Source organism: Geminicoccus roseus DSM 18922 (assembly GCF_000427665.1).
In the GTDB taxonomy this organism is placed as follows: domain Bacteria; phylum Pseudomonadota; class Alphaproteobacteria; order Geminicoccales; family Geminicoccaceae; genus Geminicoccus; species Geminicoccus roseus.
The window spans coordinates 2,569,397-2,590,194 of the sequence record NZ_KE386572.1; the positions used below are offsets into that span (position 1 = coordinate 2,569,397).

At 69.8% G+C, this 20,798-nt stretch carries 22 protein-coding genes; 14 read left to right on the forward strand and 8 right to left on the reverse strand.

Annotated elements, in window-relative coordinates:
• Window positions 1-24 precede the first annotated feature (24 nt).
• Entirely contained in the window at window positions 25-1,749 is a 1,725-nt protein-coding gene (locus GEMRO_RS0113040) for a cation:proton antiporter domain-containing protein (protein ID WP_027134343.1), read from the forward strand.
• Between the two features lie 85 nt (window positions 1,750-1,834).
• Here the strand turns inward: GEMRO_RS0113040 and GEMRO_RS0113045 are convergent, their stop codons facing one another.
• Window positions 1,835-2,635: a methyltransferase domain-containing protein gene (locus tag GEMRO_RS0113045; RefSeq protein ID WP_035485279.1), complete on the reverse strand. Its 801-nt coding sequence runs from the start codon at window positions 2,633-2,635 to the stop codon at window positions 1,835-1,837.
• A gap of 89 nt (window positions 2,636-2,724) precedes the next feature.
• Here GEMRO_RS0113045 and GEMRO_RS0113050 point away from each other — a divergent pair, with 89 nt between their 5' ends.
• Window positions 2,725-3,297 (forward strand): TetR/AcrR family transcriptional regulator, encoded by a 573-nt coding sequence (locus tag GEMRO_RS0113050; RefSeq protein WP_027134345.1) that lies wholly within the window; start codon window positions 2,725-2,727, stop codon window positions 3,295-3,297.
• Window positions 3,298-3,312: 15 nt separating this feature from the next.
• On the opposite strand, the gene GEMRO_RS29455 is transcribed toward GEMRO_RS0113050, so the two are convergent.
• The 3 genes from GEMRO_RS29455 to ald all read right to left on the reverse strand — a co-directional run bounded on the left by GEMRO_RS29455 (window position 3,313) and on the right by ald (window position 6,640).
• On the reverse strand, window positions 3,313-3,918 hold the full coding sequence (locus GEMRO_RS29455; protein WP_051329028.1) for a hypothetical protein: 606 nt from the start codon (window positions 3,916-3,918) through the stop codon (window positions 3,313-3,315).
• A gap of 128 nt (window positions 3,919-4,046) precedes the next feature.
• Entirely contained in the window at window positions 4,047-5,531 is a 1,485-nt protein-coding gene (gene pdxR / locus GEMRO_RS0113060) for a MocR-like pyridoxine biosynthesis transcription factor PdxR (protein ID WP_027134346.1), read from the reverse strand.
• Entirely contained in the window at window positions 5,528-6,640 is a 1,113-nt protein-coding gene (ald, locus tag GEMRO_RS0113065; protein ID WP_027134347.1) for an alanine dehydrogenase, read from the reverse strand. The genes pdxR and ald overlap by 4 nt, the downstream gene beginning before the upstream one ends.
• A gap of 221 nt (window positions 6,641-6,861) precedes the next feature.
• Here ald and GEMRO_RS0113070 point away from each other — a divergent pair, with 221 nt between their 5' ends.
• From GEMRO_RS0113070 to GEMRO_RS0113080, 3 genes are read left to right on the forward strand one after another with little or no spacing between them, the layout of a single operon-like run.
• On the forward strand, window positions 6,862-7,869 hold the full coding sequence (locus tag GEMRO_RS0113070) for a TAXI family TRAP transporter solute-binding subunit (protein WP_035485282.1): 1,008 nt from the start codon (window positions 6,862-6,864) through the stop codon (window positions 7,867-7,869).
• Entirely contained in the window at window positions 7,866-8,618 is a 753-nt protein-coding gene (locus GEMRO_RS0113075) for an ABC transporter ATP-binding protein (RefSeq protein ID WP_027134349.1), read from the forward strand. Before GEMRO_RS0113070 ends, GEMRO_RS0113075 begins: the two co-directional genes overlap by 4 nt.
• Window positions 8,615-9,424: an ABC transporter permease gene (locus GEMRO_RS0113080; RefSeq protein ID WP_027134350.1), complete on the forward strand. Its 810-nt coding sequence runs from the start codon at window positions 8,615-8,617 to the stop codon at window positions 9,422-9,424. The genes GEMRO_RS0113075 and GEMRO_RS0113080 overlap by 4 nt, the downstream gene beginning before the upstream one ends.
• Window positions 9,425-9,433: 9 nt before the next feature.
• Here GEMRO_RS0113080 and pgeF read toward each other — a convergent pair whose 3' ends face one another.
• From pgeF to lgt, 3 genes are read right to left on the reverse strand one after another with little or no spacing between them, the layout of a single operon-like run.
• On the reverse strand, window positions 9,434-10,192 hold the full coding sequence (gene pgeF / locus GEMRO_RS0113085) for a peptidoglycan editing factor PgeF (protein WP_027134351.1): 759 nt from the start codon (window positions 10,190-10,192) through the stop codon (window positions 9,434-9,436).
• Window positions 10,189-11,301: a class I SAM-dependent methyltransferase gene (locus tag GEMRO_RS29460; RefSeq protein ID WP_084506913.1), complete on the reverse strand. Its 1,113-nt coding sequence runs from the start codon at window positions 11,299-11,301 to the stop codon at window positions 10,189-10,191. Before GEMRO_RS29460 ends, pgeF begins: the two co-directional genes overlap by 4 nt.
• The gene (gene lgt / locus GEMRO_RS0113095) at window positions 11,298-12,107 is read right to left on the reverse strand and encodes a prolipoprotein diacylglyceryl transferase (RefSeq protein WP_035485283.1); all 810 of its coding nucleotides are present in this window, start codon (window positions 12,105-12,107) and stop codon (window positions 11,298-11,300) included. Before lgt ends, GEMRO_RS29460 begins: the two co-directional genes overlap by 4 nt.
• 161 nt (window positions 12,108-12,268) lie before the next feature.
• Here lgt and GEMRO_RS0113100 point away from each other — a divergent pair, with 161 nt between their 5' ends.
• The 8 genes from GEMRO_RS0113100 to GEMRO_RS0113135 all read left to right on the forward strand — a co-directional run bounded on the left by GEMRO_RS0113100 (window position 12,269) and on the right by GEMRO_RS0113135 (window position 17,786).
• Window positions 12,269-12,544, forward strand: a complete 276-nt coding sequence (locus tag GEMRO_RS0113100; RefSeq protein ID WP_027134353.1) for an accessory factor UbiK family protein — start codon at window positions 12,269-12,271, stop codon at window positions 12,542-12,544.
• Between the two features lie 189 nt (window positions 12,545-12,733).
• The gene (locus tag GEMRO_RS35290; protein WP_240476680.1) at window positions 12,734-13,186 is read left to right on the forward strand and encodes a type III secretion system chaperone family protein; all 453 of its coding nucleotides are present in this window, start codon (window positions 12,734-12,736) and stop codon (window positions 13,184-13,186) included.
• Window positions 13,183-14,010: a pyrroline-5-carboxylate reductase gene (gene proC, locus GEMRO_RS35295; protein WP_276202827.1), complete on the forward strand. Its 828-nt coding sequence runs from the start codon at window positions 13,183-13,185 to the stop codon at window positions 14,008-14,010. The genes GEMRO_RS35290 and proC overlap by 4 nt, the downstream gene beginning before the upstream one ends.
• Window positions 14,011-14,036: 26 nt before the next feature.
• Window positions 14,037-14,672, forward strand: coding sequence for a TetR family transcriptional regulator (locus GEMRO_RS0113115; RefSeq protein WP_027134356.1), 636 nt, complete (start codon window positions 14,037-14,039; stop codon window positions 14,670-14,672).
• A gap of 115 nt (window positions 14,673-14,787) precedes the next feature.
• Window positions 14,788-15,462: a phasin family protein gene (locus GEMRO_RS32670; protein ID WP_051329030.1), complete on the forward strand. Its 675-nt coding sequence runs from the start codon at window positions 14,788-14,790 to the stop codon at window positions 15,460-15,462.
• An 86-nt stretch (window positions 15,463-15,548) separates the two neighbouring features.
• Window positions 15,549-15,884, forward strand: a complete 336-nt coding sequence (locus tag GEMRO_RS0113125; protein ID WP_027134357.1) for a tRNA-binding protein — start codon at window positions 15,549-15,551, stop codon at window positions 15,882-15,884.
• A 96-nt stretch (window positions 15,885-15,980) separates the two neighbouring features.
• The gene (locus GEMRO_RS0113130) at window positions 15,981-17,330 is read left to right on the forward strand and encodes an Nramp family divalent metal transporter (RefSeq protein WP_084506919.1); all 1,350 of its coding nucleotides are present in this window, start codon (window positions 15,981-15,983) and stop codon (window positions 17,328-17,330) included.
• A gap of 189 nt (window positions 17,331-17,519) precedes the next feature.
• Entirely contained in the window at window positions 17,520-17,786 is a 267-nt protein-coding gene (locus tag GEMRO_RS0113135) for a hypothetical protein (protein ID WP_205624968.1), read from the forward strand.
• A gap of 48 nt (window positions 17,787-17,834) precedes the next feature.
• Here the strand turns inward: GEMRO_RS0113135 and GEMRO_RS29470 are convergent, their stop codons facing one another.
• Window positions 17,835-18,680 (reverse strand): amino acid ABC transporter substrate-binding protein, encoded by an 846-nt coding sequence (locus tag GEMRO_RS29470; RefSeq protein WP_051329031.1) that lies wholly within the window; start codon window positions 18,678-18,680, stop codon window positions 17,835-17,837.
• Window positions 18,681-18,907: 227 nt separating this feature from the next.
• On the opposite strand from GEMRO_RS29470, the gene GEMRO_RS0113150 reads away from it, so the two are divergent.
• On the forward strand, window positions 18,908-20,683 hold the full coding sequence (locus tag GEMRO_RS0113150; RefSeq protein WP_205624969.1) for a serine hydrolase: 1,776 nt from the start codon (window positions 18,908-18,910) through the stop codon (window positions 20,681-20,683).
• The last annotated feature ends 115 nt before the right edge of the window (window positions 20,684-20,798 follow it).

Genomic DNA, 20,798 nt, shown 5'->3' on the forward strand with positions numbered 1-20,798 from the left:
AATTCCAGCACCGGCGGAGGAAACTTGCACCACGAGGTTCCCCTGATCGCCACGGTCGCGGTCGCGTTCGTGCTGGCCTTCGTGTTCGGCTTCTTGGCCAACCGGCTGCGCCTGCCGCCGATGGTGGGCTATCTGGTCGCGGGGATCGTGGCGGGACCGCTGGTGCCGGAGCTCGAGGCGGACACCGAGCTTGCCCTGCAACTCGCCGAGATGGGCATCATCCTCCTGATGTTCGGGGTCGGCCTCCATTTCTCCGCCCGCGACCTGATGGCGGTGCGCGGCATCGCCATTCCGGGCGCGCTGGGCCGGATCCTGATCGTGACCCCGGTCGGCATCGCCCTGGCCTGGATGTGGGGATGGGGAGCCGGCGCCGGGGTGGTGTTCGGCCTGTGCCTGTCGGTGGCGAGCACGGTGGTGGTGCTGCGCGCCCTGGAGGAACGCAACGCCCTGGCGAGCCTGAACGGCCATCTGGCGGTCGGCTGGCTGATCATCGAGGACCTGGCGATGGTGTTCACCCTGGTCCTGCTGCCGGCGCTGGCCGAGGTCCTGCACGGCCAAGGCGAGGCTGGCGGCGACATCCTGCTGATCCTGGTGATCACCTTCGGCAAGATCGCGGCGTTCGTGGCGCTGGCGGTGCTGCTGGGACCCCGGGTGGTGCCGTTCCTGCTCACCCAGGTGGCGCGGACCGGCTCGCGCGAGCTGTTCACCCTGTCCGTGCTGGCCCTGGCGCTGGGGATCGCCTACGGCTCGGCGATGCTGTTCGGGGTCTCGTTCGCGCTCGGGGCGTTCTTCGCCGGCGTGGTCTTGAGCGAATCCGAGTTCAGCCAGCGCGCCGCCGCCGATTCGCTGCCCATGCAGGACGCGTTCGCGATCCTGTTCTTCGTGTCGGTCGGCATGCTGTTCGACCCGGGGATCCTGCTGCGCGAACCGGTGGCGATCCTGGTCGTGCTGCTGGTGATCACGCTCGGCAAGGCGCTGGTCACCACCGCCATCCTCCTGCTGCTGCGCCTGCCGCCGGCCACGGCGCTCTCGGTCGCGGCCAGCCTCGCCCAGATCGGCGAGTTCTCCTTCATCCTGGCCGGGCTCGGCGTCGCCACCGGGCTGATGCCGCCGGAAGGCCGCGACCTTTTGCTGGCAGGCGCCCTCCTGTCGATCACCCTGAACGCCCTGGCCTTTGCCGGCAGCGACCTGCTGACCGCGTTCGGCCGCCAACGGCTGGCGCCCTGGTTCGACCGGTTCGGCGAGGAGCGGCAGCGCGTCATCCAGAACGAGCTGGACGCGCTGCGCCGGCGGAGCCTGGCGCGGGAGGAGGCGCACAGCCTGCGGCTCCAGGAACTGGCCGACCGCTTCCCGATCTTCGCCGACCTGGACCAGGCGGCGCGGGAAGAACTCCTGCTGCTCCTGCGGCCGCGCACGGCGGCGCCGGGCGAGCGGATCATCCGGGTCGGCGACCGCCCGGACGCCGCCTTCTTCATCACCTCCGGCACCGTGCTGGTCCAGGTGCACGGACAGGAGATCCGCCTGAACGCCGGGGAATATTTCGGCGAGATGGCGCTGCTCAGCGGCCGACGCCGCACCGCCGACGTCACCGCCCTGGACTACTGCCAGTTCCTGGTCCTGGAGCAGCGCGACTTCCGCTCCTTCCTGGCCCGCCATCCCAAGCTGCGGGGGCAGCTCCTGGAACTGGTGCGCGAGCGCGCCGAGATGAACCGGCGCGCGGTGGACGGCGACCGGGCGCTGGCCGGCTGAGGGGACGGGCGGCAGGCCTGCCGACGTGGCACGTCTCGCTGGTGCCGCCACCAAGCATCCGGACGCCCAGCCCGCCGCCGCCCGCTCAGATGCGGGTGGCGGTCGCCAGATGGGCGGGCGCGGCGAAGGCGACCCGGCCGTCTGACCCGGCGAGCGGCCGCAGATCACGGAGGGCGGCCTGCAGCAGCGTGCGGTACTGGTCGTCGTCGATCAGGTCGGCGAGGGTCCAGCCCTTGATGTCGGTGTGCACCCAGGCCTCGATCGAGGGAAAGCGGGCGGTGCCGGCGCAGGTCTCGATCCGGGGCTGCGGCAAGCCGGCCAGCTCGAACAGGCGACGAAGCTCCGCCTGGTCGCCCAGCATGAAGGGCGCGCGCAGCTCGGCGGCGACGCGCTGGCCGAACAGCCGCTCCAGCAGGTCCGCCATCGCGGCGTAGCCGGGCGAGCGGTCGATGGCGTCCCAGACCGCGACGGCGACCAGGCCGCCCGGGCGGAGGACGCGCCTCATCTCCTTCAGGGCACCTGTCCGGTCCTGGAAGAACATCAGGCCGAACTGGCACAGGACCCGGTCGAACGCATTGTCCTCGAATGGCAGCTGCTCCGCCATTCCTTCCCGCCAGTCGATCCCGGGCGCCGTTCGGCGGGCCAAGGCGAGCATGCCCGGGTTGCGGTCCAGACCGGTCACGGCGCCGTCCGGCTGCACCTGCCGGGCCGCCTCGCGCGCCAGCACGCCGGTGCCGCAGGCGACGTCGAGGACGCGCTGGCTGGGCGCCAGCCCGGCCGCCTTCGCGACCTGCGGCGGCCATTGCTGGAACAAAGCGGGGACGAAGAAGGATTCGTAGATCTCCGCGGCGCTGCCGGTGACCTGGCCGTCGAGGGTGGTGGACATGACGATGTCCCTTCCTGACGAGGATGAACCGATCATCATATTATATAGACCGGTCGTCATATTTTGGCCAGCCAGCTACACCGGACGCCATGCCCAAGGACACCCGGACCCGGATACTGGAAACCACCGCGCGGCTGCTGCAGCATCGCGGCTATCATGGCACCAGCCTGAACGACATCCTGAGCGAGAGCGGGACCCCGCGCGGCTCGCTCTATTTCCATTTCCCCGGAGGCAAGGACCAGCTCGTGCTGGAGGCGACCCGGGCGACGGTGGAGGAGACCACCCGGGCGCTGGGCGACGCGCTGGCCCTGGGACCAACCTTGGGCGTGCGCCGCTACACCGAGATGGCGGCCCGGCTGATGCGCGAGACCGACTTCGCGTTCGGCTGCCCGGTGGCGCCGGTGATCCTGGACGGAACCGCGGCCCTGACGGATCTGGCCGCGATCTGCCGCGAGGCGTTCGAGACCTGGGACGGCATGCTCCAAGATGCGTTCGTCGCGGCCGGCATGGCGCCGGAGCGGGCGACCGCGATCGCGCTGATGGTCAGCGCCGCGATCGAGGGGGCGCTGGTGATGGCGCGGGCGGCACGGGACGAGGGGCCCCTCATGGTGGTGGCCTGCGAACTGGAGCGGATGGTGGCGGCGGAGCTGCCGCCGGCCTGAACCGGTCCAGTCGCGTCAGCGCCGGGCGCGCTTGGCCGGGGCGGGTGCCGGCACCGGCATGGCGAGCGCCCGCGCGAACGCGTCCTCGGCGGCGAAGCCTTCCAGGATGTCGGCGATGATCTGCTCGCGCGACGCGTTGATCGTCTTGGGGATCGCGGCCTGGTTGGCCTTGTAGTGCTCCCACATGATCTGCACCGCCTTGTCGCGGGTGAGCTTGGCCTTGGGCGCGAGGTCGGCCTCGGCCTTGCGCAGGAAGGCCGGGAACCCGGCGGCTACGGCCGACCAGTCGGTGGAGAACACGTTGCGCCTGGCCTCGAACGGGTCGGCCCCGTCGGTGTTGCCCTCGGCGTCGCCCTGGACCACCAGGCAGGTCAGGTCCGGCAGGCCCTGTTCCTGGGTGAAGCCGCGCACCACCTCCATCCGCCGGCCGGTCTCGAGCGGGTCGGCGTTCTGGACGATCTTGCGCCGGGGATGCGCCAGCCGGGCGCGCTCGACCAGCTCGGTCTGGGTGATGGTCCGCTTGTCCTTCGCCAGCTCCAGGAGGATCGGGAAGAAGACCGATGCCAGTTGCAGGTCGAGGACGGTGCGGCCGGGAGCCGCGTCTCCGGTGGTTCTGGTCACGAGCGCGCCTGACATCGGACATGGGTGGGGTAGGGAAGCCACTGCCTGAGGGCAGCCCCCTGGGCTTGTAGGCGCAGCTGCCGCGCGAAACAGCCGAAAAAGTTCCGCAGCGGCGGGAAAACCGCCGGTCACTCCCGCATCAGCCGCCCGAGCAGCTGCACGCCCGGCTGGATCCGGTCGGTCGGGATCGAGCCGACGCCCAGGCGGAAATAGTTCCGGGGCGGGTCGGCGTCGGCGAAGAACGGGGTGCCGGGCTCTAGCAGCAGGTCGTGGGCCAACGCGCGCTCGGCCAGCTTCGTAGAATCCAGGTCCGGCGGGCCTTCCACCCAGGCGCCGCCGCTGCCGGGGCGCATCGTCCAGCGCAGCCGCGGCAGGTGCTGGCGCAGGCTGTCCTCCAGGGCGCGGGCGCGCTCGGTGAACGCCTTGCGCATCCGGCGCAGCACCGTCTCGTGGTGGCCATGGGCCAAAAACAGCGCCAGGGCGCGCTGGTTGTTGGCAGGCGGATGGCGCAGCATCAGGCGGCGCAGCGCCCGCGCCTCCTGGATCACCGGGGCGGGGGCCACGACGAAGCCCAGGCGCAGCCCGGGGGCCAGGGTCTTGGAGAGCGAGCCCACGTGGATCACCCGGCCGTCCTTGTCCATGGACTTGAGCGCCGGCACCGGCTCGTCGGCCAGGCCGTCCACCGTGTCGTAATCGTCCTCGATCACGATCCGGTCGCCGGCATGGGCGTCGGCCAGCAGCGCCTCGCGCCGGTGCTGGGGCATGGTGACCGTGGTCGGGCACTGGTGGCCGGGCGTGAGCAGGACCAGGTCGCAGCCGTCCAGGCGCCGGTCGACCACCAGGCCGTGGCTGTCCACCGGCAGCGGGCGCAGCCGCGTGGTGCGCAGGGACAGGATGTTGCGGGCGTCCGGATAGCCCGGGTTCTCGATGCCGACCGTGGTGTCCGGGCTGACCAGCAGCGAGGCCAGCAGGTAGAGGGCCTGCTGGGCACCCAGCGTGATCACGATCTCGTCGGCGGCGGCCCAGATGCCGCGCCGGGGCAGGACCCGGGTGCGCAGCTGCTCGATCAGCTCGGGATCGTCGCCGTCGATCAGGTCCTTGGCCCAGTCGCGCACCTCCAGCACCGACATGGCCTGGCGGACGCAGTCGCGCCATTCCGCGCGCGGGAACAGGATCGGGTCGTACTGGCCGTACAGGAACGGGTAGCGGCGCTGCTGCCAGTCGTCGGGCTTGCCGACGTTGCGTTGCGACGAGGGCGTCGCGATCAGGCGCCGCCGCCAGGCCACGGTCGAGCCGTTCGGCAGGATCGGCCGGGTGGGCGGGATCGCCACCCGCGGCGCCACCACGAAGCCCGACCGGGGCCGCGGCTCCAAAAAGCCTTCGGCGACCAGCTGCTGGTAGGCGAGCACCACGGTGTTGCGGGCGACGTCGAGGGCGCCGGCCAGGGCGCGCGACGACGGGACCGCGGCGCCGGCGGGCAGGTGTCCGCCCAGCACAGCACCGGTGATCATCTGCCGGATCCGGCTCTGCAGGGAGCGGCCCTGGCCGCCGATGCGGGCGAACAGCAGCGCCCAGGGGATGGCGCGCCGCTCCCGGGTCGAGGGATGGCTCATTCCAGCCGGGTTCGGTCGGTGAACGGCAGGTCCAGCGAATTGGCGACCGCCTGGTAGGTGAGCTTGCCATGCGCCACGTTCAGGCCTTCGGCCAGACCGGGATCGGCCTTGATCGCCGCCTTCCAGCCCTTGTTGGCCAGCGCCAGGGCATAGGGGAGGGTGGCGTTGTTCAGGGCATGGGTGGAGGTGCGGGCGACGGCGCCCGGCATGTTGGTCACGCAGTAATGGATCACGCCGTCGACCTCGTAGGTCGGGTCCGCATGGCTGGTGGGCTTGGAGGTCTCCGCGCAGCCGCCCTGGTCGATGGCGATGTCCACGAATACCGAGCCCGGCTTCATCCCGGCGATCATCTGCCGGGTGACCAGCTTGGGCGCCGCGGCACCCGGGATCAGCACGGCACCGATCACCAGGTCGGCGGCGGTGACGTGCTGCTCGATCGCGTCGATGGTGGAGAAGATCGTGTTCAGCGTCGGGCCGAACTGCAGGTCGAGCTCGTTGAGCCGCTCCAGCGAGCGGTCGATCACGGTGACCGCCGCTTCCATGCCCATCGCCATGCGCGCGGCATTGGTGCCGGACACGCCGCCGCCGATGATCACCACCCGCCCGGCCGGCACGCCCGGCACCCCGCCCAGAAGGGTGCCGGAGCCGCCCTGCGCCTTTTCCAGGCAGTGCGCGCCCACCTGGATCGACATCCGCCCGGCGACCTCGGACATGGGCGTCAGCAGGGGCAGCCGGCCGCGCTTGTCGGTGACGGTCTCGTACGCGATGCAGACCGCGCCGGATGCCATCAGCGCCTCGGTCTGCGGCTTGTCGGCGGCGAGGTGCAGGTAGGTGAACAGGATCTGGCCCGGGCGCAGCATGGCGCATTCGTGAAGCTGCGGCTCCTTGACCTTCACCACCATGTCGGTGCCGGCGAAGATCTCGTCCGGGGTCGCCACGATCTTTGCGCCGGCGCGGGCATAGGCGTCGTCGTCATAGCCGATGCCGGCGCCGGCCCCGGTCTCGACGCTGACCTCGTGGCCGTGATGCGCAAGCTCGCGCACGCTGGAGGGGACGAGACCGACCCGATACTCGTGGGTCTTGATTTCCTTCGGGACACCGATGCGCATCGTGGCTTCCTTGGTGCGGCTCGATGCAAGACGGTAGAAGCCGGAGCATGGGACCGCCAGTCTTTGGCACCAGTCGGCAAGACGATCTGGCACCAGTTTCCCGGCGACCCCAGGTGCGGCGGCCACAGCGGCCAGGCATTCCGGCGAATCCTGCCCATTCGCCTTGGCAACGCTAACATGGACATCTATCTCCGTTTTTGTCTCGGTCACTCGAGGGACTGATGTCTCTGTCTCGCCGTTCGGTGCTGGGGTCGCTCGGGGTCGTTGCCGGGCTGGCCGGCCTGTCGACCTCCGGCCAAGCCGCGAGCTTCTTCCGGATCCTCACCGGCGCGCCATCCGGGACCTATTATCCGGTCGGCACCGCGATCGCCGGCGTGATCGGCGCGCCCGAGGGCGGGCGGCCCTGCCGGCTGGGCGGTGGCTGCGGCGTGGAGGGCCTGGTGGCCCTGGTGCAGTCCTCGCGCGGCTCGGTGGAGAACGTCGAGGCGATCGAGAGCGCCGAGGTGGAAAGCGGATTCTGCCAGGCCGACATCGCCCATTTCGCCGCCAATGGCGAGGGCCCGTTCCAGGGAAGCCCCCCGTTCCAGAAGCTGCGCGGCATCTGCTCGCTGTTCGACGAGGCCCTGCATCTGGTGGTGATGCCCACCTCCAAGATCGCCGCGATCCGCGACCTGCGCGGAAGGAAGGTGGCGATCGGCTCGCCCGGCTCCGGCACCGCGATCACCGTCCACCGGGTGCTGGATGCGTTCGGGCTGACTGCCAGCGACGTCACCCTCGTCGAGATCGATGCCGTGGAAGCGCTGGGCCGGATGCGGCTCGGCACGCTGGACGGGATGTTCCTGATCGCCGGGGCGCCGGCCGAGGTGGTGTCCGAAGCCCTCTCGGCCCTGGACGCCCAGCTGGTCGGGATCGACGGCGGCGCCGTCGATCGCCTGCTCAAGGACAGTTCGTTCTTCACCCGCGCCACCATCGAGGCTGGCACCTATGCCCGCGCCTATGCCAGCCCGACCATCGCGATCCGCGCCCTCTGGCTGGTCTCGGCCGACGTGCCGGCCGAACTGGTGCACGGCATCACCCAGGCCTTCTGGCATCCCCAGTCCCAGGCCTTCCTGCGCAACGTCCATCCGCGCCTGATCGACCTGGACCTCGCCCATGCGCTGGACGGCATGGAAGTCCCGCTCCACCCCGGCGCCGCGGAGTTCTACCGGGAACAGGGCTTCGTGCAGTGACCGCGCCGGTGGCGGTGCGGGTCGACGGGCTGGTCAAGCGCTACGGGCAGGTGGTGGCGGTGGACGGGCTGAGCTTCGCGATCCCGGCCGGGCGGACCACCGCCCTGCTCGGCGCGAACGGTGCGGGCAAGACCACCACCATCGCCATGCTGCTGGGGCTGCTCGCCCCCTCGGCCGGCTCGATCGAGATCTTCGGCCTGCCGATGCCGCGCCAGCGCAACCGCCTCCTGCCGCGCATGAACTTCTCCTCGCCCTATGTCGACCTGCCGCTGCGCCTGACCGTGCGGCAGAACCTGAAGGTCTATGCCGACCTGTACGGGATCCCGGACACGGCCGGGCGGATCGCCGAACTGGTGGAGCGGCTGGACTTAAGCGCCTTCATCGACCGGCCGACCGGGCGGCTCTCGGCCGGGCAGAAGACCCGGGTGGTGCTGGCCAAGGCCCTGATCAACCAGCCGGACCTCCTGCTCCTGGACGAGCCGACCGCATCGCTCGATCCCGACACCGCCGACCGGCTGCGCCAGATGCTGGCCGACTACCAGGCCGAGCGCGGTGCCGCCGTGCTGCTGGCCTCGCACAACATGCTGGAGGTCGAGCGGCTGGCCCACCACGTGGTGATGCTGAAGGCCGGCCGGCTGGTGGCGGAGGGCTCGCCGGCCGAGCTGCTGGCGCGCTACGGCCGGACCGACATGGAGGAGGTGTTCCTCGACATCGCGCGCGGCCGCTCGCGGCGCATGGAGGAGGCATGAGCGCGCTCGGCCTGTCGCTGCGCCGGATCCGCGGCGTGTTCCGCCGGCACTGGTACCTCCTGACCGCGTCCTGGCCGCGCATGCTGGACCTGGTCTACTGGCCGACCGTGCAGGTGATCCTGTGGGGGTTCATCACCCGGTTCCTGGCGACCGAAAGCTCGCTGGTGGCCAACGCGGCCGGGATCTTCCTCTCGGCCGTGCTGCTCTGGGACGTTTTGTTCCGAGGTCAGCTGGGCGTCAGCCTGAGCTTTCTGGAAGAGATGTACGCAAGGCATTTCGGCCATCTCTTCACCAGCCCGCTGCGGCCCTACGAGCATGTTTTCGCGGTGTTCCTGATCGCGATGATCCGGGTGAGCCTGGGCGTGGGCGGGGCGGCGCTGCTGGCGATCCCGATCCACGGCTTCTGGATCGGCGGCGCGCTCGGCTGGTCGACCGTCCTGTTCATGGCGGTGCTGATGGGCTTTGGCTGGTCGATCGGGCTGATGATCTCCGGCACGGTGATGCGCCTGGGGATGGGCGCGGAGAGCCTGGCCTGGGCGGCGATCTTCCTGATCCAGCCGCTGTCCGGCGTGTTCTACCCGATCGAGACTCTGCCCGGCTGGGTGCAGGCGATCGCCTGGTGCCTGCCGACGGCCCCGGTGTTCGAGGGAATGCGGGCGGTGGTGATCGACAACCGCTTCGACACCGGGCTGTTCGCCCAGGCGCTGGGTCTGCTGGCGGTCTGGCTGGCGATCGGGACGGGCGTGTACGCCCTCTTGTTCCGCTCGGTCCGCAAGCGGGGACTCCTGCTGCAGACAGGCGAATAGCGGCCGGCCTCAGGCCAGCACGATGGCGCTGGCCTGGGTCCCGAACGGGCCGCCGCCGGCAAGCGTGGTGCGCCGGTAGCTGAAGAAGCGCTCGGGCAGGGCGACGGTGTCCAGGCCGCTGGCCTGCACGGTGCGCACGCCGGCACGGCCCAGGCGCATGCAGACATAGGATTCCAGGTCGAAATAGGCGCGGTCGCCGCGGCCGGCGGTGAAGAAGGCCTCGGAGGCCGGATCCTCCTCCAAAAAGCGCGCTTCGAACTCCGGGCCGACCTGGTAGGAGCGCCGCTGGATGCAGGGACCGACCGCGGCGGCGATCCGGGCCGGATCGGCGCCGGCCTCCGCCATCGCCTGCACGACGCTCTCGACGATGCCGGACAGCGCGCCTTTCCAGCCGGCATGGGCGGCGCCGATCACCCTTGCGTCCGCGTCGCCCAGGAGGATCGGCGCGCAGTCGGCGGTGGTGACCGCCAGGACCAGGCCCGGCTCGGTGGTGACCAGCGCGTCGGCGTCGGGCGCATCGTCGGGTGCCCAGGGCGTGGCGACCCGGACCGTGTCGGTGCCGTGGACTTGGCGGGCGACCACGAGCTCCCGGCCTTCCAGGGCCTCGGCCACGATCCGCCGGTTGGCCAGGACCCGGGCGCGCTCGTCGCCGGTGCGCAGCGCCATGTTCAGGCTGTCATAGGGCGGCTGGCTGGTGCCGCCCTGGCGGCCGAAGAAGCCGTGGCGGATGCCCGGGCGGCTGTCCAGGAGGGCGGTGGTGGTTCTCACGGGGCGGCGCCTTCGGGGACGGACGTGTCGGGGGCAGGAAAGCCCGGCGGCAGCGGGCGGCCGGGTGCTGCCACGCCCAGCACCTTGAACAGGCGGCCCATCCGCGCCGGGTCGACCAGGCGCTGGCTGCGGCTCCACAGATCGGCGGCGGCGGCCTCGTCGAGGTTGCGGGCCAGGGCCTCGGTGCGCGGCTCGATGCCCAACGCGCGCAGATACTCGCCCTGCGGCACCGGGCCGGCGACCTCGCAGCCGGCGGCGCGGAACGCCGCCACGACCGGGCCGAAGTCGACCCGGCTGGTCAGGTCGACCTCGCCCGGCAGGTCGAACGGGTCGTGGATCTTCTTGTGGCCGCGCACTGCCTGCACCGTGTCGCCGGTGGCTCCCTGGTAGACGTCGCCATAGTCGATCAGGAGCGCGGCGCCGCCGGCGGCGACCAGGCGCTCGGCGATCGAGCGGGCCATGATCTCGCGGGCAGGGGAGATCTCGTGGATCGAGCCGTCCGGGCAGGCGGGCAGCGCGGGGCCCAGCGCCGAGGGACGCGGATCCAGCATCAGGCCGAGATGGCCGCTGCCGCTGATCCCGACCTTGCGCTCGAACCAGAGCCCGGACAGGTGAACGAGCTGGCGGATCGGCAGGGCGTCGAGCAGCTCGTTGGCGACGAGGAACAGGGGGCCGGCCGCGGGCGCGTGCTCCAGCGTGTCGTACCAGCGCACCGGCAGGCCGCGCAGGCGGTTGGTCTGGAAGCTGCGCATCGAGGCGCTGACCTCGACCAGCGCCAGCGGCGCCAGGGCTTCCCGCGCACCCGGAGCCACGCCCAGCGCCCGCCACGCGTCCGCCATCAGCGTGCCCTTGCCGGGCCCGATCTCCGCCAGGGTGGCGGGCGCCGGCGATCCCTGGTCCAGCCAGGCCTGGACGAGCGACAGGCCGATCAGCTCGCCGAAGACCTGGGAGATTTCCGGCGAGGTGATGAAGTCGGCCCCCAGCGGCACCCGGGTCGCATAATAGCCATGGCCCGGATGGTAGAGGCAGGTCTGCCACCACTCGTCCAGCCGGATCGGGCCTTCCGCCTCGATCTTGCGGCGCAGGAGCTGCAGCAGCGGCCCGCTCATGCCGGGCGGACCGCCCGGCGGGTGCGCAGGATCAGCCACAGCCCGACCAGCGCCACCGGCAGGGACAAAAGCTGGCCCATGGTCAGGCCGCCCATCAGGTAGCCCAGCTGCGCGTCGGGCTCCCGGGCGAACTCGACCAGGAAGCGGGCAAGCCCGTAGCCGAACAGGAAGGTGCCGCCGATCAGGCCGCGATCCTCCGGGGTGCGCGGCCTGAGCGCCAGCCATTGCACCGCGATCAGCAGGACCAGGCCCTCCAGGAAGGCCTCGTAGAGCTGGCTGGCATGGCGCGGTTCCGGGCCGCCGTTCGGGAAGACCACGCCGAACGGCAGGTCGGTGACCCGGCCGTACAATTCGCCGTTGATGAAGTTGGCGATCCGGCCGAACAGCAGGCCCAGGGGTGTCACCGCCGCCACCGCGTCGGCCACGTCCAGAAACGGCACGCGGCGCGAGCGGGCGAACCACCACATCGCCACCAGCACGCCGATCAGGCCGCCATGGAACGACATGCCGCCCTGCCAGACCATCAGGATCTGGGCAGGATTCTCCAGATAGGAGGGCAGGTTGTAGAACAGCACGTAGCCGAGCCTGCCGCCCAGGATCACGCCCAGCGTGATGAAGAACAGGAGGTCGTCGACATCTTCCGGGGTGATCCGCCAGCCCGGCCGGGTGACCAGGCGCTTGGTCAGGTACCAGCCGAGCAGGAGGCCGCCGACATAGGCCAGGGCATACCAGCGCAGGGCGAACGGCCCGAACTGGACGATGACTGGGTCAATGTTAGGGAAGGCGATGGCGAGCAACGGGGGCAAGGTCTGTTCCGGGTGCGGCTGGGTGCGAGCGCGGTCATGCCGGTTGGGAGCGACGGCTTCAAGCGAGGCCGGAGCGAACCGCGCGACAGCCTAGTCTTTGCGCCGGCCAGGGGAAGACCCATATAGGCAAGCGGACGTAGCCGTCGCGCATGGAGGACAAGATGCAGACCACGAGCCGGTTGTTCGACGATCTGGCCAAGGTGGCCGGCGGAGCGGTGAGCACGTTCGGCGCGGTGAAGGAGGAGATCGAAACCCGCGTCAAGGAACGAGTCGAGCGGCTGATGGCCGAGATGGACCTGCCGACCGCCGACGAGGTCGCCGCGGTCCGGGCCATGGCTCAGAAGGCTCGCGAGGAACAGGACGTCCTGATGGAGCGGATCGCCGCCCTCGAGGCACGTGTGGCAATTCTGGAGAAAACAGCATCCGAAATCGACTGATGGGCGAGTAGAACATGGCTCCCGCGTTGTCGACAAGCAACGCCTGAGGCATGCTCGGGGCAGAGCGCGCCCGACGCCGACCATTTTCCAAGGATCCCCGGCCAGGGATCCCTTCGTCAGGAGAAGCCATTGACGATCATGCGCTCCGAAGTGGCCGAAGACGACGAACCTGCGTCGAACCCACTCGAAATGATCGAACACCTAGCCCAGCTCCGGGAATGGGACTGTGTCCGCAAGGACGACGACGAGCTGACCGTGGAGGTCGTCGGGTCCTGGTGCCGCTACCAGCTGATGATCACCTGGAACCCCGACCTCTGGGTGCTGCACTTCACGACCGCGCTCGACCTCAAGGTGCCGGCCAAGAAGCGCGAGCCGATCCGCCAGCTCCTGGCGCTCGCCAACGAGAAGCTCTGGCTCGGTCATTTCGACCTGTGGTCGGACGAGGACCTGCCGGTGTTCCGCCACGGCATGCTGGTGCGCGAGAGCGCCCTGCCGTCGCTGGAACTGATCGAGGACATCGTCGACATCTCGGTGGGCGAGTGCGAGCGGTTCTTCCCGGCCTTCCAGTTCGTGGTCTGGGGCGGCAAGAAGCCGGCCGAGGCGATGATGGCCGCCCTGCTGGAGACGGAGGGCGAGGCGTGACCACCGAGCCGCAGAACGATCTGGCCACCGCGCGCGTGCTGCTGGTCGGCTGTGGCAAGATGGGCTCCGCCATGCTTCATGGCTGGCTGGCGGCGGGCCTGCCCGCCGCCAACGCCCATGTGGTGGAGCCCGGGCCGACCGCCGGGGTGCCGCGGGGCGTGGACTGGGTGTTCAAGGCCGAGGAGCTTCCGGCCGACCTGGCGCCCGACGTGATCGTGCTGGCCGTGAAGCCGCAGATGATGGACGCCGCCGCCGCCGGCTTCCGGCCGTTCGTGCAGCGCGGCGGGCTGGTGCTCTCGGTGGCGGCCGGCAAGACGATCGCCACCTATGAAGGCTATTTCGGCCATGGCACCCCGGTGGTGCGCGCCATGCCAAACACCCCGGCGGCGGTCGGGCGGGGCGCCAGCGTGCTGGTGGCGAACGGCCATGCCAGCCCGGACCAGCGCCGCCTGGCCGAGCAGCTGATGGCGGCGGTGGGCACCACCGACTGGATCGAGGACGAGCAGCTGATGCACGTCGTCACCGCCATGTCGGGGGGCGGCCCCGCCTATGTGTTCCTGCTGATCGAGGCAATGGCCGCGGCTGCCGAGAAACTCGGCCTGCCGGCAGATCTGGCGATGCGGCTCGCACGTACCACGGTATCAGGAAGCGGCGAACTGGCGCGGCTCGTGCCCGAGCCGGCCGCCCAGCTGCGCAAGAACGTCACCAGCCCGAACGGCACCACCCAGGAAGCCCTGGCGGTGCTGATGGCGGATGACGGCATCCAGCAATTGTTCGACAAGGCGATCGCGGCGGCGGCCAGACGCTCCGAGGAGCTGGGCTGACCGTCCCGATCGGGAAAGGGACGGAGATGGCCAGGAAGCCCAAGGCCGCGGACACCGCGGCACCGATGTCGATGCGCGACCCGCTCGATACGGCACTCGCCATGATCGAGACCGGCGGCTGGCGCGGCTTCAGCCTCGTGGAGCTCGCCCGCGAGCTGGGCGTGCCGGTGGGCGAGGTCTACGCCCAGTTCCCGTGCCGCACCGCCGTGCTGCACGAGCTGGGCAAGCGGCTGGACTCCCGCATGCTCGAGCTCTCCGCCGCCGACCTCGACGACATGAGCACGCGCGACCGGCTGTTCGAGCTGATCATGCGCCGCTTCGACGCGATGAAGCCCTACCGCGAGGCCCTGCGCCGCGTGGCCAAGGAAAGCCGCGGCGACCTGGAGGCGGCGGGCGTGGGTTTCTGCAACCTCACCCGCTCGGTCGTCGAGATCGTCGATGCCGCCGGGATCCGTGGGCCGGCGGCGCTGCTCGCCCGCAAGGGGGTGGGGCTGCTCTACCTGCGCGTCCTGCGGGTATGGATGCGCGACGAGGACCCGGAGCAGGCGAAGACCCTGGCGGAGCTGGACCAGGGGCTGGCGCGGCTGGAGCAGACTGCCCGCAATCTCTGCCGGTTCATGCCCAAGCGGCGGGCAAAGGAGGCCGAACCTGCGGCAGTTTGACTGGGCATGCATCATTGCTGCGATGCACAATAAAACTTGACGGACTCATACCGCAGCGCGAGATAGGCACATGGGTCGAGTTGCTCGGCACGATGCTTTTGCTGAAGGTGAAGTCATGAGCGAGACCAGCATCCCGAAGACGACCAAGGCTGCGGCCGAGAAGGTGTCCACGGCTGCGGCGGACCAGGCGTCCAAGGTGGCCGACACCAGCGCGGAGACCGTGGACAAGACCAGCGCCACCGCCAAGAGCGCGATGAAGCCCATGGCCGATGCATTCGACCAGATCGCCCAGGCCCAGGCCGAGTTCGCGCAGCGTCTGGGTTTCGATCCCAAGACCTTTGGCTTCGATCCCGCCAAGTTCGGCTTCGACCCGGCGAAGTTCGGGTTCGACCCGGCCAAGTTCGGCATGGACAAGTCGTTCGGCGCGGCCGCCCCACGCTTCGAGCTCCTTTTCACGCAGCACCAGAAGAACGTCGACGCCTTCTTCAAGGCTCAGGCGGCGATGGTGGACGGCGTGCAGGCGGTGTTCCAGCGCCAGCTCGCCCTGTTCCAGCAGACCCTGGCCGAGGCCACCTCGCTGATGCAGGCGCTGATGGCCGAGAAGGACAGCCGGATCGGCGTCGAGAAGCAGGTCGACGCCTCGAAGAAGGCCTTCGAGAAGATCCTCGCCGAGGCCAAGGAACTGGGCGACGTCGTCACCAAGTCGCAGAGCGAGGCCTTCCAGCTCCTCAACGACCGGGCGATGGAGCAGATGGAAGAGATCAAGGCTGCCTACGACAAGGCCGCTTGACCCCTTCTTCTTCCTGATCGAACCCCTGGACGGCGGCCGGTGATCCGGCCGCCGTTCTTGTTTTTCCAGCCCCGGGGGAGGCTGCCTTGACCATATCCTTCGATGATTTTCTCAAGGTCGACATCCGGGCCGGCACGATCGTCGCCTGCACGCCCAACGTCGCGGCGCGCAAGCCGGCCTACAAGCTGTCGGTGGATTTCGGGCCGGAGATCGGGATCCGGACCAGCTCGGCGCAACTGGTCGATCTGTACCAGACCGAGGACCTGATCGGGCGCCAGGTGGCGGCGGTGGTGAACTTCCCGCCGCGCCAGATTGCCCGGGTGGTCTCGGAAGTGCTGGTGCTGGGCTTTCCCGACCAGGACGGCCGGGTCGTCCTTGCCGCCGTGGAGCGCCCGGTCCCGAACGGCGCCCGGCTGTTCTAGGCGGCGAAGGCGTCGTCCTGGCAAGGGAGCCGCCCGGAACCCTGGCACCCGCGAGGCTCTGTTCGTGACGGCGCGACGCCTTTTCAGGGAAATCCGATGGCATCTCCGGGCGAAACCGGCGCCGCTTCCGCCGAGCTGACCACGCCTGACCTCGGACGGAGCCTTCCGGAGGTGCATCGCAGCGTGGCCGTTCCCAATGCCGGCGGCTTCCTGCGCAAGTTCATGGTGTTCCTCGGGCCGGGCTACCTGGTGGCCGTGGGCTACATGGATCCCGGTAACTGGGCGACCGCCCTCGCCGGCGGCTCGGCGTTCGGCTACACGCTGCTTTCCGTGGCGCTGCTGTCCTCGCTGATGGCGATCCTGCTGCAGGCCCTGTGCACCCGGATCGGCATCGCCACCGGCCGCGACCTGGCGCAGCTCTGCCGGGAGCGCTTCCCGCGGCCGGTGGCGGTGCCGCTCTGGATCATGGCCGAGACCGCCATCTGCGCCACCGACCTGGCCGAGCTGATCGGCACGGCGATCGCGCTGGAACTGCTGTTCGGCATCCCCCTGCTCTATGGCGTGGTGCTGACCGCGCTGGATGCCTTCCTGATCCTCTGGCTGCAGCACAAGGGCGTGCGCTGGGTGGAGGCGCTGATCTTCGGGTTGATCACGCTCATCCTGGCCTGCTTCGTCGGCCAGCTCGCCATTGCCCATCCGGTCTGGGGGGAGGTGCTGCAGGGCTACCTGCCGCAGGCCTCGGTGGTGACGGACAGCCAGCAGCTCTACATCGCCATGAGCATCATCGGCGCCACGGTGATGCCCCACAATCTCTACCTGCACACCGCCCTGGTGCAGTCACGGGCGATCGGCCCGGACGTGGCCGCCAAGAGGGAGGCGATCCGCTACGCCGCGCTGGACAGCAGCCTGGCGCTGACCCTCGCCCTGGTGATCAACTCCGCGATCCTGATCACCGCGGCGGCGACCTTCCACGCCAGCGGCCGGACCGAGGTCGCCGAGATCCAGGATGCCCATCGGCTGATGGCCCCGCTGCTCGGCAGCGCGCTTGCCGCCAGCCTGTTCGCGGTGGCCCTGCTCCTGTCCGGCATCAATTCGACCGTCACCGCCACCCTGGCCGGCCAGGTCGTGATGGAGGGCTTCCTGCGCCTGCGGCTTTCGCCGGTCCTGCGCCGGCTGGTGACCCGGCTGATCGCGATCGTGCCGGCGGTGGCGGTGACCTGGATCTATGGCGAGGGCGGCACTGCGCAGCTCCTGATCCTCAGTCAGGTGATCCTCTCGCTGCAACTGCCCTTTGCGGTGGTGCCGCTGATGATGTTCGCCGCCGACCGCCGCCGGCTTGGCCCGCTGGTGGCGCCGGGCTGGCAGCTGGCGGTCGGCTGGGCCATCGCGCTGCTGATCATCGTCCTGAACCTGAAGCTGATCCTGGACTTCGTTCTGGGCAACTGAAGCGGTACTGGAAGATGGCTTGTGAGGATTGGCACTCCCAGTCCGGGGGAGGTCGTGTATGGTTGGCGGATAGTGCAGCCATGGCCTGGCAGGAGTGCGTCGCATGTCCGTCGGCAGAACACGGGGCTCGGGCACCTGGCGGGGACGAAGGCCGTCCCGGAGGTGAAGGACGAGATCCGGCACGTGCGCATGGCAGCACATGGGACCCACGAGGAATCGCTTGCCGGCTATCCGGTAGCGGGCTGCCGCTGGAGGCTGCGCGTGCCGGAGGGCCTCGACCTGATCCAGGTCGAGGGAAAAGAAGCGGATCCGGGCGTGCCGGCGGGGAGCGGGATGCGGCTGAGGATCACCGGCCGCGGACAACCGGGCTACGCGATCGTCCAGGCCGATTTCGGGCGGCCCTGGCAGGGCACCCCGGACTGCATGGTCATGCTCATGATCGAGCTGAGCGACTGAGGCTGCTCCGGCCGCACCGCATCGAGACGGGCGCGGCCGGAGCGCCGGTCACTCGGGCAGGGCGTTGATCGCGTAGAGCGCCCGGACGATCTCCGAGGGCGAGGCGTCGCTGCCGAACGTGGCGCCGAACAGATCGATGATCCCGCCGCTGCGGTAGAGCTTGGCCAGCGCGCGGTCGACCGCCAGCCGGAACGCGCCGTCATCCTTGGGCAGCGCCAGGGCATAAGGCTCGTTCGAGAAGAACTGGTCCGAGATCATCAGCTTGTCGCGGTCCGGGCTCTGCCGCCACTGGTACAAGAGGATCGCGCCATCGCCGAAATAGGCGGCGATCTTGCCGGCGGCCAGGTCGGCCACGCCCTGCTCGTGGCTGTCCACCGCGACCAGATCGGCCTGGAACTGCTGGTCGGCCAGAGCCTGCTTCAGGCCCGATTCGGTGGTGGTGCCGGCATGCACGCCGATCTTCTGGCCGGCCAGCTGTTCGAAGTTCTGCGGGCCATCCTGACGATAAAGCAGGGTCGAGCCGGTGGCGAAGGTCGGCAGGGAGAAGTCCACCTGCTCGCGCCGGGACAGGGTCTGCGTGGTGGCGCCGCACAGAAGGTCGATCCGGCCCTCGCTCACCGCCTTGAAGCGATCCTCGCCGGTCACCTTGACGTAGCGCACCTCGAGCTTGTCGAGCTTCAGCTCGCTCTTCACCTCGGCGGCGACCACCTTGCACAGGGCGACGCTGTAGCCCGCCGGCTCGCCGATGTCGTTCTCGAACGAGAAGGGCACCGCGTCGGCTCTGTATCCCAGGGTGAGGACGCCCGTCTCCTTGATGCGGTCGAGGGTGGCGGCCTCGGCCTGGACGGCGAGCAGGCCCGACGAGGCGATGGCGGCGGCGAACAGGATGCGCATGCGACGGCGTTCCGAGACAGTTGGCCCTGCCGGATTTGTAGAATTTATCCGACCCAACTGCCAGGGCTCAATCGCTGCGGCCGACGTTGGATCGGAGCATCGGCCGGGCCTGCCGCGGTCCGGCGCCTGCCTCCCGCATGGCCCGCGGGAACGGCCAGCCGCGGTTGACCATGGCAGGCCAGCCCCCGATCCTCCGCCGCCGCAACAGGAACCATCCGGAGAAGAACATGCCGTCGGCATCGAAAGCCCTGTTCATCGGGACCGCCTTGACCGCAATCCTCGCCGCAGCGCCTGCCGCCATGGCGGCAGAAGCGCGCGAGGAACTGACCGCGGCGGTGCTGCAGGGCGAGGGGGTGGAGCGCCTGGTCGCCAACCAGGCCTTCCTGCCGCCCAGCGATGCCGCGGCGGCGCTGGAGCCCTTCCAGGGGACGCTGCATCTGGACGAGGTCGAGATGACGACCACGCCGGACGCCTTCACGACGCGGCAAGTGCTGGGCAAGGACCCGAAGATCTTCCCGTCGCTGTCGGTGTCGTTCTTCACCGAAGAGGGCGAGCTGGTGCCCGTGTCGCAGGACGTGATCCGTGCCGGCTCCACCGGGGAGGGGCGAAGCTATTGGGACATGATCGTCCAGCCGGGCCGGGTATGGTCGGAGCCGGGCGATGGCGGCTGGTCGCGCGCCTCGTTCCCGTTCGCGCTGATGCACTCGATCGAGGGCGAGACCCATAACGGCGTCGCGACCTTCCTCTACAAGGGTGAGCAGGTCAGCGGCCTGCAGTTCCAGGTCGTCCAGCAGACCTCCCCCTATTACATCGAGGACTACTTCACCGCCGCCGGTCTGGCGCCCGCGCGTTTCGAGGAGCTCGCGGCGGACGGCCTGGACGAGGCGCGGCAGGCCTATCGGGAAAGCTTGGCCAACCAGGTGGAGATCCGTCCCTGGTCGGAGCTGGAGACGCAGGTCGGGGCCGCCGAGCTGGAAGGCTTCGACAGCTCGATCACCGCCGGCGAGATCGTGGTCGACGGGCTGCTCAAGGACGGCGTGTTCTACCTGAAGTCATGTCCCAGCGCTGCCGGCGACCTCGCCTACTGCGAGCGCCAGCGCTTCGGGGTCTGGTCGGTGACCAAGGCGGCGGCGAACGCGGCGGCCCTTCTGCGCCTGGCCGAGAAATACGGCCCGGAGGTCTTCGACGCGAAGCTGGTCGACCATGTCACCGAGGCCGCCGACTATCCGGGCTGGCAGGAGGTCACCTTCGGCGATGCGCTGAACATGGCAACCGGGATCGGCAACGGCAGCACCGAGACCGCCCCGAACCTGATCGGCGACGGCGAGCTCGATGAGACCTATCCGCAGTGGTACGAGGCGCGCTCCGAGCAGGACAAGATCGATACGATCCTGCGGATCGCCAAGAACTACCCCTGGGGGCCGGGGGAGGTCGCCCGCTACCGCGACCAGGACATGTTCCTGCTGGGTGTCGCGATGAAGCGCTACCTGCAGGCGCAGGAAGGCGCGGACGCCGGTCTGTGGGCGATGATGGAGCAGGAGGTCTATGGCCCGATCGGCATCCAGGCGCTGCCGATCAACAAGACCCTGGAAGCCGACGGGCGCGCCGGGCAGGCGCTGATGGCCTTCGGCCTCTACCCGACCATCGGCGACCTGGTGAAGATCGCGACCCTGTTTCAGGAGGAGGGGGCGCATGACGGCACCCAGATCCTGCACCGGGGCAAGCTCGCCGACATCCTGCCGGGCCCGCAAGCGCGGGGCCTGCCGACCGGCGGCTTTCATCCCGCCTACCACATGGCCTTCTGGCATGCGCAGCACCGCTCCGAGGAGGGCTGCACGCTCTGGTACCCGATGATGCTCGGCTGGGGCGGCAACATCGTCACCCTGCTGCCGGACGACCTGGCAACGATCCGGCTCGCCAGGAACTGGAGCGGCGAGGATGCCGCCTCCGACATGTCCAGCCTGGTCGAGGTGGCGGACCGGATCGGCACGTTCTGCCCCTGACGACTGGCCCGGCCGGCCGCCAGGAGTACTTCAACAGCCTGAACGGGCCTGCCGCGGCAGCCCGTTCCAGGACATCCCGGAACTGGCGACCCTTCTCCGCCCCAGCCGGAGCGGA

Excerpts from the sequence above, each read along its gene's own strand:
- GEMRO_RS0113100 (WP_027134353.1), top strand. The coding sequence starts at position 12,269 with ATGCAGACCACGAGCCGGTTGTTCGACGATCTGGCCAAGGTGGCCGGC.
- GEMRO_RS0113050 (WP_027134345.1), top strand. The coding sequence starts at position 2,725 with ATGCCCAAGGACACCCGGACCCGGATACTGGAAACCACCGCGCGGCTG.
- GEMRO_RS32670 (WP_051329030.1), top strand. The coding sequence starts at position 14,788 with ATGAGCGAGACCAGCATCCCGAAGACGACCAAGGCTGCGGCCGAGAAG.
- GEMRO_RS29460 (WP_084506913.1), bottom strand. The coding sequence starts at position 11,301 with ATGAGCGGGCCGCTGCTGCAGCTCCTGCGCCGCAAGATCGAGGCGGAA.
- GEMRO_RS35290 (WP_240476680.1), top strand. The coding sequence starts at position 12,734 with ATGATCGAACACCTAGCCCAGCTCCGGGAATGGGACTGTGTCCGCAAG.
- GEMRO_RS0113115 (WP_027134356.1), top strand. The coding sequence starts at position 14,037 with ATGGCCAGGAAGCCCAAGGCCGCGGACACCGCGGCACCGATGTCGATG.
- ald (WP_027134347.1), bottom strand. The coding sequence starts at position 6,640 with ATGCGCATCGGTGTCCCGAAGGAAATCAAGACCCACGAGTATCGGGTC.
- GEMRO_RS0113045 (WP_035485279.1), bottom strand. The coding sequence starts at position 2,635 with ATGTCCACCACCCTCGACGGCCAGGTCACCGGCAGCGCCGCGGAGATC.
- GEMRO_RS0113150 (WP_205624969.1), top strand. The coding sequence starts at position 18,908 with ATGCCGTCGGCATCGAAAGCCCTGTTCATCGGGACCGCCTTGACCGCA.
- pdxR (WP_027134346.1), bottom strand. The coding sequence starts at position 5,531 with ATGAGCCATCCCTCGACCCGGGAGCGGCGCGCCATCCCCTGGGCGCTG.
- GEMRO_RS0113070 (WP_035485282.1), top strand. The coding sequence starts at position 6,862 with ATGTCTCTGTCTCGCCGTTCGGTGCTGGGGTCGCTCGGGGTCGTTGCC.
- GEMRO_RS0113080 (WP_027134350.1), top strand. The coding sequence starts at position 8,615 with ATGAGCGCGCTCGGCCTGTCGCTGCGCCGGATCCGCGGCGTGTTCCGC.
- GEMRO_RS0113135 (WP_205624968.1), top strand. The coding sequence starts at position 17,520 with ATGGCAGCACATGGGACCCACGAGGAATCGCTTGCCGGCTATCCGGTA.
- GEMRO_RS29470 (WP_051329031.1), bottom strand. The coding sequence starts at position 18,680 with ATGCGCATCCTGTTCGCCGCCGCCATCGCCTCGTCGGGCCTGCTCGCC.
- GEMRO_RS0113130 (WP_084506919.1), top strand. The coding sequence starts at position 15,981 with ATGGCATCTCCGGGCGAAACCGGCGCCGCTTCCGCCGAGCTGACCACG.